The following is a 16,099-nucleotide window of genomic DNA, read 5'->3' on the forward strand; positions in this document are numbered from 1 at the left end:
GTCTGCGATAGTGATGTCATGACGACGGCATCCCCTGGCGACCAAGCGTCGGATGTCGCTGTGCGCAAGGTGAAGTCGGCGGTCCGCACGGTCGAACTTCTCGAGTACCTCGCCGCCAGACAGGACCAGCCCGCCAGCATCCGCGAGATCAGCGCCGCGCTGGACATGCCGCGCAGCAGTGCGCACGCGCTGCTGCGGACGCTGATGGCGCAGGGCTGGGTCCGCTCCGACGACGCAGGCACGCTGTATGGCATCGGCATCCGCGCGCTGCTCGTCGGCACCGGCTACCTGGACAGCGATCGGTACCTTCCGATGATCACCCCGTTCCTCGATGACCTGCGCCAAGACCTCGACGAGACGTTTCACCTCGGTCGGCTCGACGGGCTCGACGTCGTCTACCTCGCGACCAGGGAGTCCCGGCAGTACCGCAGGACCGCGAGCCGGGTCGGACGCCGGTTGCCCGCCCACGCCACGGCGTTGGGAAAGGCGTTGCTGGCGGACAGGTTCGGCGCCGATCGGGACCGTCACGTTCCGGACCGGCTGCAGGCGATCACCCCGCACACCACGATCGATCGCGTGCTTCTCGAGGAACAACTGGAGACGGCCCGGATCCGCGGCTATGCCACCGACGACGAGGAGAACACCGAGGGGGTCCGGTGTTTCGCCGTGGCGCTGGGATATACGCGCCCGGCTCAGGACGCCATCAGCGCATCGGTTCCGCTGGCCCGTCTGACGCCGGAACGTGAACGCGTGATCGTCGAGGCGTTGTGCAGGGTGGGCGACAAGGTGACGAGGGTGCTGCGGCCCGTGGCGAACGGTGACAAGTGGTTCGCGCAGTAAAGGCATTCACTTCGAGCATGAATCCATGCGATAAGGGTGTTGGACGAGCATCAACGAGCCTTTGTAGGCTGGCGCCATGAGGCCTCCCGTCGTCACCGCCATGCGCGTCGTGCCCATCGCGGGCCGCGACAGCATGCTCCTGAACCTCAGCGGTGCGCACGGTCCGTTCTTCACCCGGAACCTGGTGATCCTCAACGATTCCGACGGCAACGTCGGTGTCGGCGAGGTGCCAGGCGGCGAGCCGATCCGCCGCACGCTGGACGACGCCAGACCGCTCGTCGAGGGACGCAGCATCGGCAACCATCACGCCGTCCTCGCCGACATCCGCAGGACGTTCGGCGATCGCGACGCCGCGGGCCGCGGCGCCCAGACGTTCGACCTCCGCGTCGCGGTGCATGCCGTGACGGCGGTCGAATCGGCCTTGCTCGACCTCCTCGGTCAACACTTGGACGTGCCGGTGGCGGCGCTCCTCGGCGAGGGCCAGCAGCGCCAGCACGTGCAGGCGCTCGGGTACCTCTTCTTCGTCGGGGATCGCACCAGAACCGACCTGCCGTATGCATCGGCCGCCGACGAGGCCGCCGACGCCGATGAGTGGCAGCGCATCCGGCACGAGGAGGCGATGACGCCCGAGGCAGTGGTCGGACTCGCCGAGGCGGCGCGGGAGCGTTACGGCTTCCGCGACTTCAAGCTCAAGGGCGGAGTGCTGCCTGCTCCGGACGAGGCCAAGGCCGTCATCGCGTTGGCCGACCGGTTTCCCGACGCGCGAATCACCTTGGACCCCAATGGTGGATGGTTACTCGACGACGCCATCACCACCTGTCGCGAGCTTGACGGCGTGCTGGCCTACGCCGAGGATCCCGTTGGCCCGGAGGGTGGCTTCTCGGGTCGAGAGGTGATGGCCGAGTTCAAACGTGCGACGGGCCTGAGGACGGCCACCAACATGATCGCCACCGACTGGCGCGAGCTGGGTCACGCGATCCGCGCCGGTGCGGTCGACATTCCGCTTGCCGACCCACACTTCTGGACGATGGCTGGCTCGGTGCGCGTCGCGCAACTCTGCGATGCCTGGGGTCTGACGTGGGGTTCGCACTCCAACAACCACTTCGACGTGTCGCTGGCGATGTTCACCCACGTCGCGGCGGCCGCACCTGGCGAGGTCACGGCGATCGACACCCACTGGATCTGGCAGGACGGCCAGCGAATCACCAAGCGACCCTACGAGATCGTCGACGGCTATCTGAACGTCCCGGACGCTCCCGGGCTCGGCGTGGAGCTCGACGAGGATGCCGTGGCCGCCGCACACGAGCTCTATCTGGCCGAGGGTCTCGGTGCGCGCGACGACGCACTGGCGATGCAGTACCTGATCCCCGGCTGGACGTTCGACGGCAAACGGCCTGCGCTGCAGCGGAACTGATTGATGAAGGTCCTCGTCGCCGACGCCAACATCGCTCCCCACCGGGAACGCTTCGAGGCGGCTCTGCCGTCGGGTGTCGATGTCGCGTGGTGTGCCCGGCGGGACCCGCAGACGCTCGGGGACGAGTTGGGCGACGTCGACGTGTACGTCGGTGGCCGGTTCACGGCCCGGATGGCCGAAGCGGCGGAGAAGCTTCGCCTGATCCATGTTGCCGGCGCAGGCACCGACAGGATCGATTTCGCGGCGCTGCCGGATGGCGTGTTGGTGGCCAACACCTTCCATCACGAACGGTCGATCGCGGAGTACGTGCTGTCGGCGGCGATCATGCTCCGTCGCGACTTCATCGCCCAGGATCGGGCACTGCGCCGTGAGGTGTGGGCGACGTCGGTCTACGACGACGCCATCGACCAGTTGCCCACCCTGCGCGACGCCCGCGTGGGGTTCGTCGGGTTCGGCCACATCGGCCAACGCGCGTGGGAACTGTTGCGCGTCCTCGGATCCGAGGGCGCCGCGGTGACGGGCTCCGGTCGCGTGGACGCGGTTGCCCATGGCCTGTCCTGGGCCGGTGACACGTCGCGACTGGACGTCCTGCTCTCCGAATCGGACGTCGTCGTGCTGTCCGCCCCCTTGAATGAGGCCACCGAGGGAATGATCGGGGCCCGGCAGCTACGGTTGATCGGCTCCGCCGGCGTGCTCATCAACGTCGGCCGGGGACCTCTGGTCGACGAGCACGCCCTGTACGAGGCGCTGCACGACGGATACCTGCGCGCGGCGGCTATCGACGTCTGGTACCGCTACCCGGGACCCGGCGGTCGGTCCGCGCCAAGTGCCCTGCCCTTCGGTGAGCTGTCGAACGTGCTGATGACCCCGCACTCCTCGGGTGTCACCGCGGATACCTTCATCGGGCGCGCCGATGACATCGCCGCCAACGTGGGCAGGCTAACCCGCGGTGAGCCGTTGTCCAACATCGTGACGCGGTAAGAGTGACTGGAGTTTGTACAGTACGTAGCGATGAGTCGTGTCAAGTACTGCGTCATCGGAGCAGGCATCGTGGGCCTGTCGACGGCGCATCACCTGCTGGTGGCCGACCCGGCCGCCACCGTCGTCGTGCTCGAGGGCGCGTCGTCCGTCGCGGCGCATCAGACCGGACACAACAGCGGAGTCATCCACTCGGGCATCTATTACGAGCCGGGCAGCCTGAAGGCGAGATTCTGCAAGGCGGGTGAACGGGCGACCAAGGACTTCTGCGCCGAGCACGGAATCGCCTTCGACGAATGTGGAAAGCTGATCGTCGCCACCGCCACCGCCGAGCTCGCGAGGATGGCCGCACTCGAGGAGCGGGCCGAGGTCAACGGCATCACGTGCCGACGGGTGAGTCACGACGAACTCGTCGAACTCGAGCCCAACGTGACCGGCGTCGGAGCGCTGCACCTGCCGAGGACCGGCATCGTCGACTACCGGCTGGTGGCCCGCAGGCTCGTCGATCTGATCGTCGGTGCTGGGGGCGCCGTGCATACCGACCAGCGAGTGGTTTCGATCACCGAAATGGCTGCGGGAGTGTCGATCTCGACGGAGTCCAGCACCGTGACATGCGACCGGCTGGTGGTGTGCGGGGGTCTGCAGGCGGACCGGCTGGCCGAGCTGGCCGGCGTGCCGATCGACGTGCAGATCATCCCGTTCCGCGGTGAGTACTTCCAGTTGCCCACTGAACGGTCGGGTTTCGTGCGACGACTCATCTACCCGGTGCCCGATCCCGACCTGCCGTTCCTCGGGGTCCACCTCAGTCCCACCATGGCGGGCGAGATCACCGTAGGGCCGAGTGCGGTCCTTGGCTTGGCGCGCGAGGGGTACCCGAAGTTCTCCTTCGACCCGAGGGACGTCATGAGGATGGCGGCGTTTCCTGGCCTGTGGCGGGTGGCGGGGGCCAACGTGCGACTCGGGGTGAAGGAGATCGGGAACTCGTTGTTCAAGCGCAGGTATCTCCGCGAATGTCAGAAGTACGCACCAGGATTGGTCGTCGCCGACCTGCTGCCTCGCGAGGCGGGCATCCGGGCGCAGGCCGTGCGCAGGGACGGCACGTTGGTGCACGACTTCGTCATCGAACGGACCGACCGGATGATCCACGTACTGAACTCACCGTCACCCGCCGCGACCGCGGCGCTTCCCATCGGTCGGCATCTCGCGGGCTTGGCCAACGGTTCGGGTCAGGACACCGCTTCGTAGATCAACGTCGTGTAGAGGGCGGTGCGCTCCGAACCCTCGACGCCGGGACCCATCTTGTTCATCACGTAGGCCGTGGTCATCCTGCGGTCGGGACTCATCGTCTCCCACGACCCGCCCCAGCCGCCCCAGAAGCAGATCTTCTCGTCAGGGATGTACGAGATGGTCTCCAGCGCAGGCAATCCGAAGCCGAGGCCCCAACGGAGGCGGTGCCCGGCAAGCACCAGGTCCGGGCCGTCGCACTGCACCTCGAAGATCTTCTCGATGGTTTCGGGGCGGAGCAATCGGACACCGTCGACGACGCCCCCCAACGAGATCGACGACAGGATCCGAGCGAGCGCCCGCGCGTTGGTGTGGCCGTTGACGGCACCCATGTCGGCGGCCCGCCAGGCGTCGGTGTTCGCGACCACGGGGTCCAACGCAGGCCCGGTGAACGTCTTGAGCATCTGCTCGGTCCACTCATCCATCGGCGGGATGCCCGCCATCGGGTCCGCGGCCGGAATGATCTCGGCGATCCTGGCGAAGTCAGCTGGCGGCGCTCCGATCTGGAAGTCCGCACCGAGCGGGCCGGCGATCTCGTCGGCGACGAACTGCTTGAGATGCTTACCCGTGACGCGGCGCACGACTTCACCGATCAGGTGGCCATGCGTCATCGCGTGATAGCCCGATGCGCTACCCGGCTCCCACCACGGCGCCTGCGCGGCGAGCATCGACGTCGACTTGGCCCAGTCGAACGTGTCCTCGAGGACGACTGGCTGATCCCACCCGGAAAGTCCCGACGAGTGCGAGAGCAGGTGGCGAAACTCGATGTGCCCCTTGCCGTTGACCCCGAACTCCGGCCAGACGCTCGCGACGGGTGTCGACGGTTCGATCAGGCCGCGGTCGATCAGCATCAGGCCGGCCAACGCGGTCACGGTCTTGGTCGACGACCACACGTTGACGATGGTGTCCGCCGTCCACGGCGTGGTCTTCGCCGCGTCGGCGTAGCCGCCCCAGATGTCGACGACGGTCTCGCCGTCGATGTCGATCGCGATCGCGGCACCTACCTCGTCGCCGTCCGTGATCGCCCGGCCGAAGGCCTCGAACAGTTTGTCGAAGCGGGCATCGCAGTGTCCTTGGACCCCATGAGCTACGTCGGTCATCCGATCATGATGCGCCAAGGTCAGGCGCTTGCGTCCCAACTTTCCCGGATGTGCTGCAGCCCATCGGCGGTGAGACTGCCGAACAGCCGCAGGCGGGCCATTCCGCCGTCGGGGTGGATGTCGAGCCGCGCATCGGTGATCGGACGGTCGTCGTGAATCAGGAAGCGGTGCCTGGTGTCGGGTTGCAGATCGGTCGGCGCCAAGATCTCGAACCAGTCGCCGTCACCGTCGCGACCGGACAGCCTGCCGACACCTGGCGCGTTCCCCACGAAGTACGACGTGTCCAGTTCGGCGGCGTTGAGCGTGCCGCGGCCGGCCAGGTGCACCTGCACCCAGTCGTTTCCCGAGTCCCGTCGACGGGACGTCTCCCAGCCGTCACCCATGGTCCTGGCGGTCCCTGGCAGCAGCAGATTGTTGGGTGAACCGTAGAACATGTTGGAGCAGGCCGTGATCCGGCCACCGTTCTCGAGTGCGGCCAGGTCGAGTGTCATGTTCTCGGCGAAGTCCGGATTCAGCAGACCCTCACCGTGCACGCGGAACCGTGCGACACCGCCGTCGGGGTAGATCGACAGCCGCACGTGTGACCAGCGCTGCCCCGAATCCACCGGGAACGGGTTGCGGGTATCGCCGTTCACGCCGGTGCGTGGCACCAGTGTCGTCCACCGGGTGCCCTCGACCAGTTCGGCGACCGACGGGTACCCCGCCACGTACGCGGCTTCGACCGAGATATGCGGCGGGTAGTTGCCGGTGAACCAGGCGGTGTCGACCACCACACCGCGGACGAGTCCCGGCACCCCCAGTCGCACGATGACCGCGTCATGGGAGTCGGGTTGCAGATCTCGCCGTCGACGGGTCTCCCAGCCGTCGTAGACCTGGCCCTTGTGCCCGAACGTGGCGGGCCGGAACTCGGCGGCCGCCGGTTTGATCAGGTTCTCCTTCTCGGCGAACAGATCGTCGTTGGCCCAGAGCACCGCGCCGCCCGCCGACCGGGCGGCCAGATCAGGGAGGGACAGGAAATGCGACTGCGCGCGGTTCTTCTCAGACGGGGTGCTCACTCAGATGACCCTAAGCGAGCGCGGCGGGACTACCAGTTCTGGTAGCCACCTTCCGGCCCGAGCATGCGTTCCAGACGCGAGCGGTTGATCTTCGCCAGCTCGTTACGAACGACCTTGCGTTCGGTTTCGACGTCGTTGTGCATCCGGTCGGCGAGCGCGGCGAGGACGGTACGTGCGTCCATTTCGCCGCAGCACATCACGAACCCAAACCCGAACGTCGACGCGTAGGTCCGTGCGGACTCACTGAGCTTGGCCATCACGTCGGCGTCGTCGTCCCACACCGAGCACTGTTCGGCCCGTGACTTGGCGCTACGAGGCCGACGTCCGATCTGCGGGCAGGCCTCGAGAATCTGGTCGATCGCCGACTCGGGCAACGCGAACAGCAGGGCATCGGCCCGCCGGAAGAGCGCGTCGTGGTCGTCGTAGGTGCGGCCGTAAGTCAGGTGGCGGGCCATCGTCATGCTGTTGCAGCACTCGTAGAGCGCATAGTGCGCTTTTCGTTCTGGCAACGCATTGAACGCGTCGAGACCGATCCCCTGGTGCAGTAGCACACCGTCATCATCGATTTCCCAGACGACACGCGGGTTACCGCACGTTACAACCGTGCTAAATCAGTGCAGTTTCTTCTTCGCGCGAGCGCTCATCAGTGCCCGTGGGCCTTGAAGCGCTCGACGGAGCGTTGCAGTTCGGCCTCGGCCTCGGCGCGGCCTGTCCAGTCGGCGGCCTTCACGAACTTGCCCGGCTCGAGGTCCTTGTAGTGCACGAAGAAGTGCTTGATCGCCTCGAGTTCGAACGGAGGCACGTCGGCGAGGTCCTGGATGTGGTCCCATCGCGGGTCGCCGGCCGGCACGCACAGCAGCTTGTCGTCGCCGCCCGCCTCGTCGGTCATCTTGAACATCGCGACGGGCCTGGCCTCGACGATGGCACCGGGGAAGACGGACTCGGGCAGCAGTACCAGCGCGTCAAGCGGGTCGCCGTCCTCACCGAGGGTGTTCTCGAAGAACCCGTAGTCGGCCGGGTAGCCGAACGCCGTGTAGAGGTAGCGGTCGAGTTTGACCCGGCCGGTCTCGTGGTCCACCTCGTACTTGTTGCGCGAGCCCTTCGGGATCTCGATGACGACGTCGAACTGCACCGCCGCGGCTCCTTCACGTCTGTAAAGCGTCCTGGGGTCGTCGGGTGACGACGCGGGTCCACCTTAGACGAGCGATACCCTGCACTTGCGGGGGTCTGCAGCGGCGGCCCCACGGATCAGGAGAAGCGACCATCGGACCCATGCGACCCACTCGGTGGCGTCGATCCACGCACCTGTGGGTCGGCATCGTGGTGTTGCTTCTGGTCGCGGCGGTCGTCGCCGTCGGTGCGGTCGCGACCTCCAATGGCAGTTCGCCCGCCGAGCCCACGGTCGCCGTCGCGCCGCAGCCCGCACTCGTCACCGCCCAGCCCGGGGTGACGGCGCTGTCGGACTCTGCGCCGGTCCCGACCCCGGCCGGCCTCTCGGCGACCCTGGCCCCGTTGGCGGCCAACCCCGACCTCGGCATGCTGTCCGGCCGCGTCACCGATGCCATGACCGGCAAGGAACTGTGGGCGCAGGGTGCCAACGTCCCCATGCAGCCGGCGTCGACCAACAAGGTGCTGACGACGGCGGCGGCCCTGCTGACCCTCGACCGTGACACGCGCCTGACGACGACGGTCGTCGCCCCCGACCAGACCGCATCGCCGGGGCTCGTCGTGCTCAAGGGCGGCGGGGACCCGACGCTGTCCGCTGCCCCGAAGAACGTCGACACCTGGTACCGCGGTGCGGCGCGCATCAGCGACCTCGCCGACCAGGTCCGACGTTCCGGCGTCGTGCCGAAGGTGGTTCAGGTGGACGTGAGCGCGTACAGCGGAGCGACGCTGGCGAGGGGTTGGGACCCAGTCGACATCGACGGCGGCGACATCGCGCCCATGGAGGCGGTGATGCTCGACGGCGGGCGAACCCAACCGGTGAGCGCCGACTCGGCGCGCTCGAGGTCCCCTGCGCTCGATGCGGGCCAGGCGCTCGCGGTCGCGCTCGGGCTGAACCCGGCCAGCGTGACGGTGCGTCCGACGCCCGTCGACGGCGACCAGATCGCGTCTGTGCAGTCGCCACCACTGATCGAACGGCTGCGACAGATGATGAGCGAGTCCGACAACGTGATGGCCGAATCGACCGGCCGCGAAGTCGCTGCCGCGGTCGGCAAGCCGCAGAGCTTCGACGGCGGTGCCCAGGCCGTGCTCGGCCAATTGTCCAAGGCGGGCATCGACACCGGCGGTGCGACGCTGATGGACTCGAGCGGCCTTTCCGTCGACGACCGGCTGACGGCCGAAACGCTGGACGGTGTCGTCAACGCTGCGGCGGCCAATGCGACGCTGGACGCCAACCACGACCTGCGCCCACTGGTCGACCTGCTGCCCATCGCGGGCGGCAGCGGCACCCTGTCCAACCGTTTCCTCGACACCGACGCGGGCAGGGATGCGGCGGGTCTGCTCAGGGCCAAGACGGGTTCGCTAACGGGTACCAACGCGCTGGCCGGTTTCGTCACCGACGACAGTGGCAGGGTGCTGACGTTCTCGCTGATCTCCAACAACGCGGGCCCGACCGGCCGCACGGCGATCGACGCACTCGCTGCCTCGCTGCGATCGTGCGGGTGCAGCCAGTGAGCACCAGTTCCGGCGCGGGGTCCCCGGTCACCATCGGCCACACGGTCGACTGGGACTTCGCCGCCACCGTCGGCGCCAAGCTGGTCAGGCCGACGCCGCCCGTCACCGAGTACACCAAGCGGCAGGCGATCGACCAGCTCGCGTCGTCCTCGCGCGCGGCGGAAGGTCCCGTTCGCGACGTGACGGGCCTCAACGAGGGCGCCGCCATCACCGATGCCCGCATCGTCGACAGGGCCGAATGGGTCCGCGCGGCAACCCAATCCATGCGCATCATGACCGGTGGCGAACAGGGCGACGCCGCGACCCTTACCAAGAGGGCAGGCGGGCTCACCCGTCGGGTCACCGGAGCCCAGACCGGCGCCGTCTTGGCCTTCGTGTCCTCGGGCATCCTCGGCCAGTACGACCCGTTCGCCCCGGGGGATCGAGGAGGCGGCGAGCTGCTGCTGGTGTACCCGAACGTGATCGCCGTCGAGCGTCAGCTGAGGGTCTCGCCCGCCGATTTCCGGCTGTGGGTTTGCCTGCACGAAGTCACCCACCGCGTCCAGTTCCGCGCCAATCCCTGGCTCGCCGAACACATGTCGGCATCACTGGCGATCGTCACCGACGACAACGGCCAGGAGCTGACTCAGGTGGTCGGCCGGCTTGGGGAGTTCGTCCGCGCTAGGCGCGCCGGTGAAGGCCAAGCGGCAGAACCGAATTCGGAGGGAATGGTCGGATTCCTTCGCGCGATGCAGTCCGAGCCGCAGCGCAAGGCGCTCGACCAGTTGCTGGTGCTCGGCACGCTGCTCGAAGGTCACGCCGACCACGTGATGGACGCCGTCGGGCCCAAGGTGGTGCCGTCGGTGGCGACCATCCGAAGGCGGTTCAACGAACGGCGACAGCGCAAACAGCCGCCGCTTCAGCGGGTACTCCGGACGCTGCTGGGTTTCGACGCGAAGATGAATCAGTACACCCGCGGCAAGGCCTTCGTCGACCACGTCGTCGACAAGGTCGGGATGGACGCGTTCAACACCGTCTGGACGAGTCCCGAGACACTGCCGCTGCCAACGGAAGTCGACGAACCGCAGCGATGGATCGCCAGGGTTCTCTAGCGATCGTGCGCAGGGCGGTCGACGAGTTCGCCCGCCTCTACTGCGCCGCCGACGCGCGATGGTGTGTGGCGTTGTCGGGCGGGCCCGACTCGCTGGCCCTTGCCGCGGCCGCCGCCCGGGTGCGCCCGACGGTCGCGTTGATCGTCGACCACGGCCTGCAGCCCGGCTCGGCCGCGATCGCGAGGACGGCGCGCGATCAGGCGCTCGAACTGGGATGCGTTGAGGCGCAAGTTCTTCGCGTCGACGTCGGCATGTCGGGCGGGCCAGAGGCCGCCGCCCGCACGGCGCGCTATGCCGCGCTCGACACGGCGCGCGACGGCGCACCCGTGCTGGTCGCCCACACGCTGGACGATCAGGCCGAGACGGTGTTGCTTGGGCTCGGCAGGGGTTCGGGGGCGCGTTCGATCGCGGGTATGCGGCCACACGATCCGCCGTGGGGCAGGCCGCTGCTCGGCGTCCGCCGCGCCGTGACCGTCGGGGCCTGCGAGGAGCTCGGGCTCGTTCCGTGGCGCGACCCGCACAACGGCGACCCGAGATTCACCCGCGTCCGACTCCGCGCCGAGGTACTGCCACTGCTCGAGGAGGTGCTGGGGGGTGGTGTCGCCGAGGCTCTGACGCGGACCGCTGCCGCGCTGCGCGAGGACACCGAGGTACTGGACGGATTGGCCGCCGACGCGCTGGGCGCGGTGGTCTCGGGGGTGGGGCTCGACGCCCGGCTCGATGCCGAGCGGCTTTCCGAGGTGCCGTCGGCACTGCGCAGACGTGTCATCCGGCGGTGGTTGCTCGGGGGTGGCGCCAATGACCTGACCGACGGTCAGATCCGCGGCGTTGACCGCCTCGTCGTCGAATGGGGGGGCCGGGGAGGTGTCGCGGTGGGGTCGTCCCTGCGCAACCAGCGGCTGTTCGCAGAACGGACCGGCACCGAGCTGATCCTTCGGACGGAGCCGGTTCATTAGCCACGCGTGTTGGTCGCCGACGCACTGACGTGGCACGCTGTTGCCGTGCCCGAGCCATCTGCCGCGGACCCGTATCCCGGCGACATCGAGTCGGTGCTTCTTTCCGAAGCCGCGGTTCAAGCGCGGGTCGCCGAGTTGGGCGCGGAGGTCGGCGCGCACTACCGCGAGACGATCGGCGAAGGCGGCCAGGATCTGTTGCTGGTGACGGTGCTCAAGGGCGCGGTCATGTTCGTCACCGACCTGGCCCGCGCGATCCCGCTGCCGACGCAGCTCGAGTTCATGGCGGTCAGCTCCTATGGCTCGTCGACGTCGTCGTCGGGCGTGGTGCGCATCCTCAAGGATCTCGATCGCGACATCAACGATCGCGACGTGCTGATCGTCGAGGACATCGTCGACTCGGGGCTTACGCTGAAGTGGCTGCTCCGAAACCTCGCGACCCGTCATCCCCGGTCTCTCAAGGTCTGCGCCCTACTGCGCAAGCCCGACGCCGTCCGCGTCGACCTCGACCTCGACTTCATCGGCTTCGACATCCCCAACGAGTTCGTCGTCGGCTACGGCCTCGACTACGCCGAGCGCTACCGCGACCTGCCCTACATCGGCTTGCTGGACCCGAAGATCTACGCGAATCCCTGACGCTCAGCCCAGTTCCCAGACCACCGTCACCGAGAAGCCGACCGTCTGTTGGCCCGGCGACAGCGGCGCTGCCTCGGCCGCAACGTCGTAGCGGACCGGTGACGGAGGCGGCGGCGTCGCTCCCCCCGTCTCCGAAATGGACAGCACCTTGCCGAGGTCGAGGCCGGACAGCTCGGCGTACTGCTGAGCCCGACTCTTCGCATCGTCGAAGGCGCGGCTGCGGGCGTCCTTGATCAACTGCGAATCGTCCTCGATCGAATACGTCACCGAGTTGATTCGCGTGGCGTCACCGCCCGTGGTCGTGATGACGCCGAGAACCTGCGGTCCGGTCTCGATCTTGCGGAGCTTGACGTCGATCGAATTGCTCGACTGGTATCCGACGATGGTGGTGTTGTCCGAGCCGCCGTACTGCGGCTGCAGCGTCACCGTCGTCGTGCTGATGTCCTTGCGGTCGATGCCCTGGCCCACCAACGCATCGGTCACCGCGTTGGCCCGGCTGCTGGTCTGATTCGACGCACTGACCGCGTCCGGCGCCGTCGCGGCGATCGAGAGGCTGACCGTCAGGGTGTCCGGCGTGCCTTCGACCTTGCCCTCACCGATCACGGTGACCTGGCGGGGGGCGGCCGTCCCAGGGACCGCGGCCGGCGCTGCCGCGGCGTCACAGCCAACGACGCCGACGACGGCCAACGCCGCACCCGCGAGCACGAACAGGCGGGTCAACGTATTCGAAGGCTTCTTCGGCTTCGGCATGGCACGAACCCTACCGTCCACTCAGGGAGTCACCAGGATCTTGCAGTGGCCCTCGGGGTCGGCCAGCTCGTCGAACGCGGCTCCGACGTCGGGCAGGCCGACTGTGCCGGTGATCATCGGCGCCACGTCGATCTCACCCTCGGCGATGGAGCGCAGCGAGGCCGTGAACTCGCCGAGGTCGTAGGCGAGGACGAACTGGACGTTGATCTCCTTGGCGATGGCGAAGAACGGGCGCACTGTGTCGGGTTGCATGCAGACCCCGGCCACCACCAGCCGAGTCCCCGACGGTGCGCGACGGAGCACGTCGTCGATCACCCCTGGCGCGCCGACGGCCTCGAACACCACCGCGGGTGAGGTGCCGTCGAACGGTGACTCGACGGCCGGGTCGATCGTGCGGTGCGCACCAACCGTCGCCGCGAGCTCGCGGCGCTTGGCTGAGAAGTCGGACGCCACAATGGTTTCCACGCCCTTGACACGAAGCGCCGCGATGATCGCGATGCCGATGGGACCGCAACCGATCACCAGCGCCGTCTCACCGGGGGTGACGTTCGACTTGTTCACGGCGTGCAGGCCGACGGCCATCGGCTCGGTCAGGGCGGCGTGCCCGGCGTCGAGGCCGTTGGGCACCGGCAGCAGCAACGGCGCCGACAGCACCATGCGCTCGGCGTATCCCCCGAGGGTGGTGTTGCTGTAGACGATCATCGTCAGCCCGGTCGGCGAAAGTAGGAGGGGCACCGACGTCACCACCGTTCCTGGTGCAGGCGCGTCGGTGTCGGGCCCTGCCTCCAGAATCTCGGCGCTGAACTCGTGGCCCATGAACACGTCTTCGGACAGGTTGACGTCGACACCGGAACCGGGCATCCCGAGCATCTCCTTGCTCGCGGTCATCACGTCGGCGCCGTGCTTGGCGAAGTGCAGGTCGGAGCCGCAGATGCCGCACGCCTTCACCGCCACCAATACCTGGCCGGGTCCGGGAACTGGTTCTGGCAGATCGTCACGGTAGACCATCCGGCCGTCGCGCAGAACGGATCCCCTCATCAGGCCTGCCCCTGCTTGGCCTCGTCGACGTGCTCGGTGATGGCGTTCACGATCGCCTGACCCGCCCGCCCGAACAACTGGTCTCTGATGCCCTTTGCCCATTCGTGGGATGCCTGAGGCGCGGCGAGCTGGCCCTTGAAGTGCGGCACCACTTCTCGGGCGAAGAGTTCGTAGGAGTGGTACGTCGCGGCGGGCGGGGCCCAATCGTGGCCAAGCATCAGGAACGTGCCAAAACCTCCCGACCTGTCCAGCAGATCCTGAATGTAGGCGATCGCGTCGGCAGGTGTACCGATGCAGCAATTGCCCCCGGCCGCATAGTCTTCGACGAACGCACGCGGCGACTGAGTGCCGTCGACGACGTTGTTGAGCGGCACGAAGCCCGCCGCGCCGAAGTAGTTCGCGAAGTCCTGCAATCCGTAGGTGCAGTCTTCGATCGCCTGCTCACGGGTGTCGGCGAGGTGGACGATGCCGAGGACCCGCCAGTCCTTGCGGTCCGGCGCTTCGCGGCCGGCCTTGGCGGCCTGCTCGCCGACGATGTTCCAGGTCGTCTCCAGGGCCGCCATCCCGCCGGGCACCGACATCGATAGCGAAAGCAGTGACGTGCCGAGCTGGCCTGCGAGCCGTGGCCCGGACGGCGATACCATTGCCGCGCAAGAGATCTCGGGGTACGGCCACGTGTATGGCCGGACGTGCAGGGCGGCGTCACGCAGCGTGAACCACTCCGACGACCTGCTGACGCGCTCGTCGGGCGCGGCGCGGAACAGGGCGAGGATCGCATCCAGCGACTCCTGCATCATCGGTCGCTGGTCGACGGGGTCGATGCCCATCATGTAGGCATCGGACGGCAAGGCACCTGGCCCCGCGCCGAACATGACCCGACCGCGGGTCAGGTGGTCGAGCAGCACCCAGCGGTCGGCCACCATCAGCGGGTGGTGATACGGCAGCGAGACGACGCCGGTGCCCAGTCGGATGTGAGTGGTGCGCTCGGCGGCCGCGGCGATGAACACCTCCGGGCACGCGATCAACTCGTAACCGCCGGAGTGGTGTTCGCCGAACCATGCCTCGTCGTACCCGAGGCGATCCAGGGCGACCGTGCGTTCCATGTCGTATTCCAGTGCGGCGGTGGGGGATTGACCGACGGGGTGAAACGGAGTGATGAAGACGCCAAAGTTCATCGGCCGTCCCGCGGGCGCGCTCACTTGAGCCCCAATCCGTCGACGAACTCCACCAGCGCGGCGTTGACCTCGCCGGGCCGTTCCTGCTGCAGCCAGTGGCCAGCGCCATCGATCAGCACCTCGCGGTACGGACCGGACACGACGTCGGCGACCCGGTCGCGCGGCGTCATCGCCATGGCCGGGTCGGCGGTGCCGCCGATGAACAGCGTCGGCACGTCGATCGTCGCCGACGGCGTGGTCTTGGTGAGCTCCCAGTTGCGATCGAAGTTGCGGTACCAGTTCAGCCCTCCGGTGAACCCGGTCGCCGTGAACTCGGCGACGTAGTGGTCCACCTCTTCGGTGGTGATCCACTCCGGCTGGCCATCGGGTTCGGGCAGCCGGTCGATGAAGCCCTCGGGCCCTGGCGTCGCCATCTGCATGAAGACGTTCGTCGAATCGGCCGACCGCATTCCGCCCATCAATCTGCGCATGGTGCGGGCGGGATCGCCGTCGAGCTCGGCATCGGCAGGTCCCGGTTCCTGGAAGTACAGGACGTAGAAGAAGTTGTCGCCGAAGGCGCTGCGCCACATCTCGGTTGGCTTGGCAGGCGATCGGGGGATCGGGGGGACGCTGAGTGCCGCGCACGCCGAGACCCGGTCCGGATGCAGCAGCGGAAAGTTGGTCGCCACGACGGAACCCCAGTCGTGACCCACCATGACCGCCTTCTCCGCACCGACGTCGTCGAGCAGACCGACGATGTCGCCCGTGAGTTGCACGATGTCGTAATCCTCGATCGCGGACGGTCGCGACGAACCGCCATAACCGCGCTGATCGGGGGCCAGCACGTGGTAGCCGGCATCGGCAAGCACCGGAATCTGATGCCGCCACGAGTAGGCGAGTTCGGGGAAGCCATGGGCCAGGATGACGACCGGCCCGCCGCGGTCACCCGCCTCGGTCACCCTCAAGGTCACGCCGTTGGTGTCGACCAACCGTTCGGTGCTCATTCCCCGGTCGCTGCGCTCCTGCCCGCCGGTGCTCATTCCCCGGTCGCTGCGCTCCTGCCCGCCGGTGCTCGTTGTGCTCACCGTCACACCCAAGCACAGGGCCGAGTGCCGGGGAAGATACGC

The 16,099-nt window shown here is 67.8% G+C and carries 16 protein-coding genes; 8 read left to right on the forward strand and 8 right to left on the reverse strand.

What is annotated here, in order from left to right; all coding sequences use genetic code 11:
• Positions 1-18 precede the first annotated feature (18 nt).
• From QOD90_RS25160 to lhgD, 4 genes are all read left to right on the forward strand, one after another.
• The gene (locus QOD90_RS25160; protein ID WP_526354244.1) at positions 19-840 is read left to right on the forward strand and encodes an IclR family transcriptional regulator; all 822 of its coding nucleotides are present in this window, start codon (positions 19-21) and stop codon (positions 838-840) included.
• Positions 841-916: 76 nt separating this feature from the next.
• Complete coding sequence (locus tag QOD90_RS25165; RefSeq protein WP_526354190.1) at positions 917-2,254, forward strand: enolase C-terminal domain-like protein; 1,338 nt, start codon at positions 917-919, stop codon at positions 2,252-2,254.
• Between the two features lie 3 nt (positions 2,255-2,257).
• Positions 2,258-3,235: a 2-hydroxyacid dehydrogenase gene (locus QOD90_RS25170; RefSeq protein ID WP_526354192.1), complete on the forward strand. Its 978-nt coding sequence runs from the start codon at positions 2,258-2,260 to the stop codon at positions 3,233-3,235.
• 30 nt (positions 3,236-3,265) lie between these two features.
• Complete coding sequence (gene lhgD / locus QOD90_RS25175) at positions 3,266-4,477, forward strand: L-2-hydroxyglutarate dehydrogenase (RefSeq protein WP_526354194.1); 1,212 nt, start codon at positions 3,266-3,268, stop codon at positions 4,475-4,477.
• Here lhgD and QOD90_RS25180 read toward each other — a convergent pair.
• The 4 genes from QOD90_RS25180 to QOD90_RS25195 all read right to left on the reverse strand — a co-directional run bounded on the left by QOD90_RS25180 (position 4,459) and on the right by QOD90_RS25195 (position 7,803).
• Positions 4,459-5,616, reverse strand: a complete 1,158-nt coding sequence (locus QOD90_RS25180) for a serine hydrolase domain-containing protein (protein WP_526354196.1) — start codon at positions 5,614-5,616, stop codon at positions 4,459-4,461. The two genes, lhgD and QOD90_RS25180, sit on opposite strands and share 19 nt — an antisense overlap.
• A gap of 20 nt (positions 5,617-5,636) precedes the next feature.
• A complete protein-coding gene (gene alc / locus QOD90_RS25185) occupies positions 5,637-6,671 on the reverse strand; it encodes an allantoicase (RefSeq protein ID WP_526354198.1) in 1,035 nt (344 codons plus the stop codon).
• 29 nt (positions 6,672-6,700) lie between these two features.
• Positions 6,701-7,222, reverse strand: coding sequence for a 2-oxo-4-hydroxy-4-carboxy-5-ureidoimidazoline decarboxylase (locus QOD90_RS25190; RefSeq protein ID WP_526354200.1), 522 nt, complete (start codon positions 7,220-7,222; stop codon positions 6,701-6,703).
• A gap of 92 nt (positions 7,223-7,314) precedes the next feature.
• Positions 7,315-7,803 carry an inorganic diphosphatase gene (locus QOD90_RS25195; RefSeq protein ID WP_526354202.1) on the reverse strand — a complete coding sequence of 163 codons (489 nt, stop codon included), beginning with the start codon at positions 7,801-7,803 and terminating at the stop codon, positions 7,315-7,317.
• A gap of 140 nt (positions 7,804-7,943) precedes the next feature.
• On the opposite strand from QOD90_RS25195, the gene dacB reads away from it, so the two are divergent.
• The 4 genes from dacB to hpt are packed head-to-tail and all read left to right on the forward strand — an operon-like array spanning position 7,944 to position 12,030.
• Positions 7,944-9,350: a D-alanyl-D-alanine carboxypeptidase/D-alanyl-D-alanine endopeptidase gene (gene dacB / locus QOD90_RS25200; RefSeq protein WP_526354204.1), complete on the forward strand. Its 1,407-nt coding sequence runs from the start codon at positions 7,944-7,946 to the stop codon at positions 9,348-9,350.
• Entirely contained in the window at positions 9,347-10,441 is a 1,095-nt protein-coding gene (locus QOD90_RS25205) for an Rv3626c family coenzyme F420 biosynthesis-associated protein (RefSeq protein ID WP_526354206.1), read from the forward strand. Before dacB ends, QOD90_RS25205 begins: the two co-directional genes overlap by 4 nt.
• A complete protein-coding gene (gene tilS / locus QOD90_RS25210) occupies positions 10,420-11,397 on the forward strand; it encodes a tRNA lysidine(34) synthetase TilS (RefSeq protein WP_526354208.1) in 978 nt (325 codons plus the stop codon). Before QOD90_RS25205 ends, tilS begins: the two co-directional genes overlap by 22 nt.
• 45 nt (positions 11,398-11,442) lie before the next feature.
• A complete protein-coding gene (hpt, locus tag QOD90_RS25215; protein ID WP_526354210.1) occupies positions 11,443-12,030 on the forward strand; it encodes a hypoxanthine phosphoribosyltransferase in 588 nt (195 codons plus the stop codon).
• 3 nt (positions 12,031-12,033) lie between these two features.
• On the opposite strand, the gene QOD90_RS25220 is transcribed toward hpt, so the two are convergent.
• From QOD90_RS25220 to QOD90_RS25235, 4 genes are read right to left on the reverse strand one after another with little or no spacing between them, the layout of a single operon-like run.
• Positions 12,034-12,780 carry an SIMPL domain-containing protein gene (locus QOD90_RS25220; RefSeq protein ID WP_526354212.1) on the reverse strand — a complete coding sequence of 249 codons (747 nt, stop codon included), beginning with the start codon at positions 12,778-12,780 and terminating at the stop codon, positions 12,034-12,036.
• 21 nt (positions 12,781-12,801) lie between these two features.
• Positions 12,802-13,818: a zinc-binding dehydrogenase gene (locus QOD90_RS25225; RefSeq protein ID WP_526354214.1), complete on the reverse strand. Its 1,017-nt coding sequence runs from the start codon at positions 13,816-13,818 to the stop codon at positions 12,802-12,804.
• A complete protein-coding gene (locus tag QOD90_RS25230) occupies positions 13,818-14,993 on the reverse strand; it encodes an LLM class flavin-dependent oxidoreductase (RefSeq protein WP_526354216.1) in 1,176 nt (391 codons plus the stop codon). Before QOD90_RS25230 ends, QOD90_RS25225 begins: the two co-directional genes overlap by 1 nt.
• 20 nt (positions 14,994-15,013) lie before the next feature.
• Entirely contained in the window at positions 15,014-16,012 is a 999-nt protein-coding gene (locus QOD90_RS25235) for an alpha/beta fold hydrolase (protein ID WP_526354246.1), read from the reverse strand.
• Positions 16,013-16,099: the final 87 nt, after the last annotated feature.

The organism is Mycobacterium sp., assembly GCF_032161845.1.
Lineage (GTDB): Bacteria > Actinomycetota > Actinomycetes > Mycobacteriales > Mycobacteriaceae > Mycobacterium.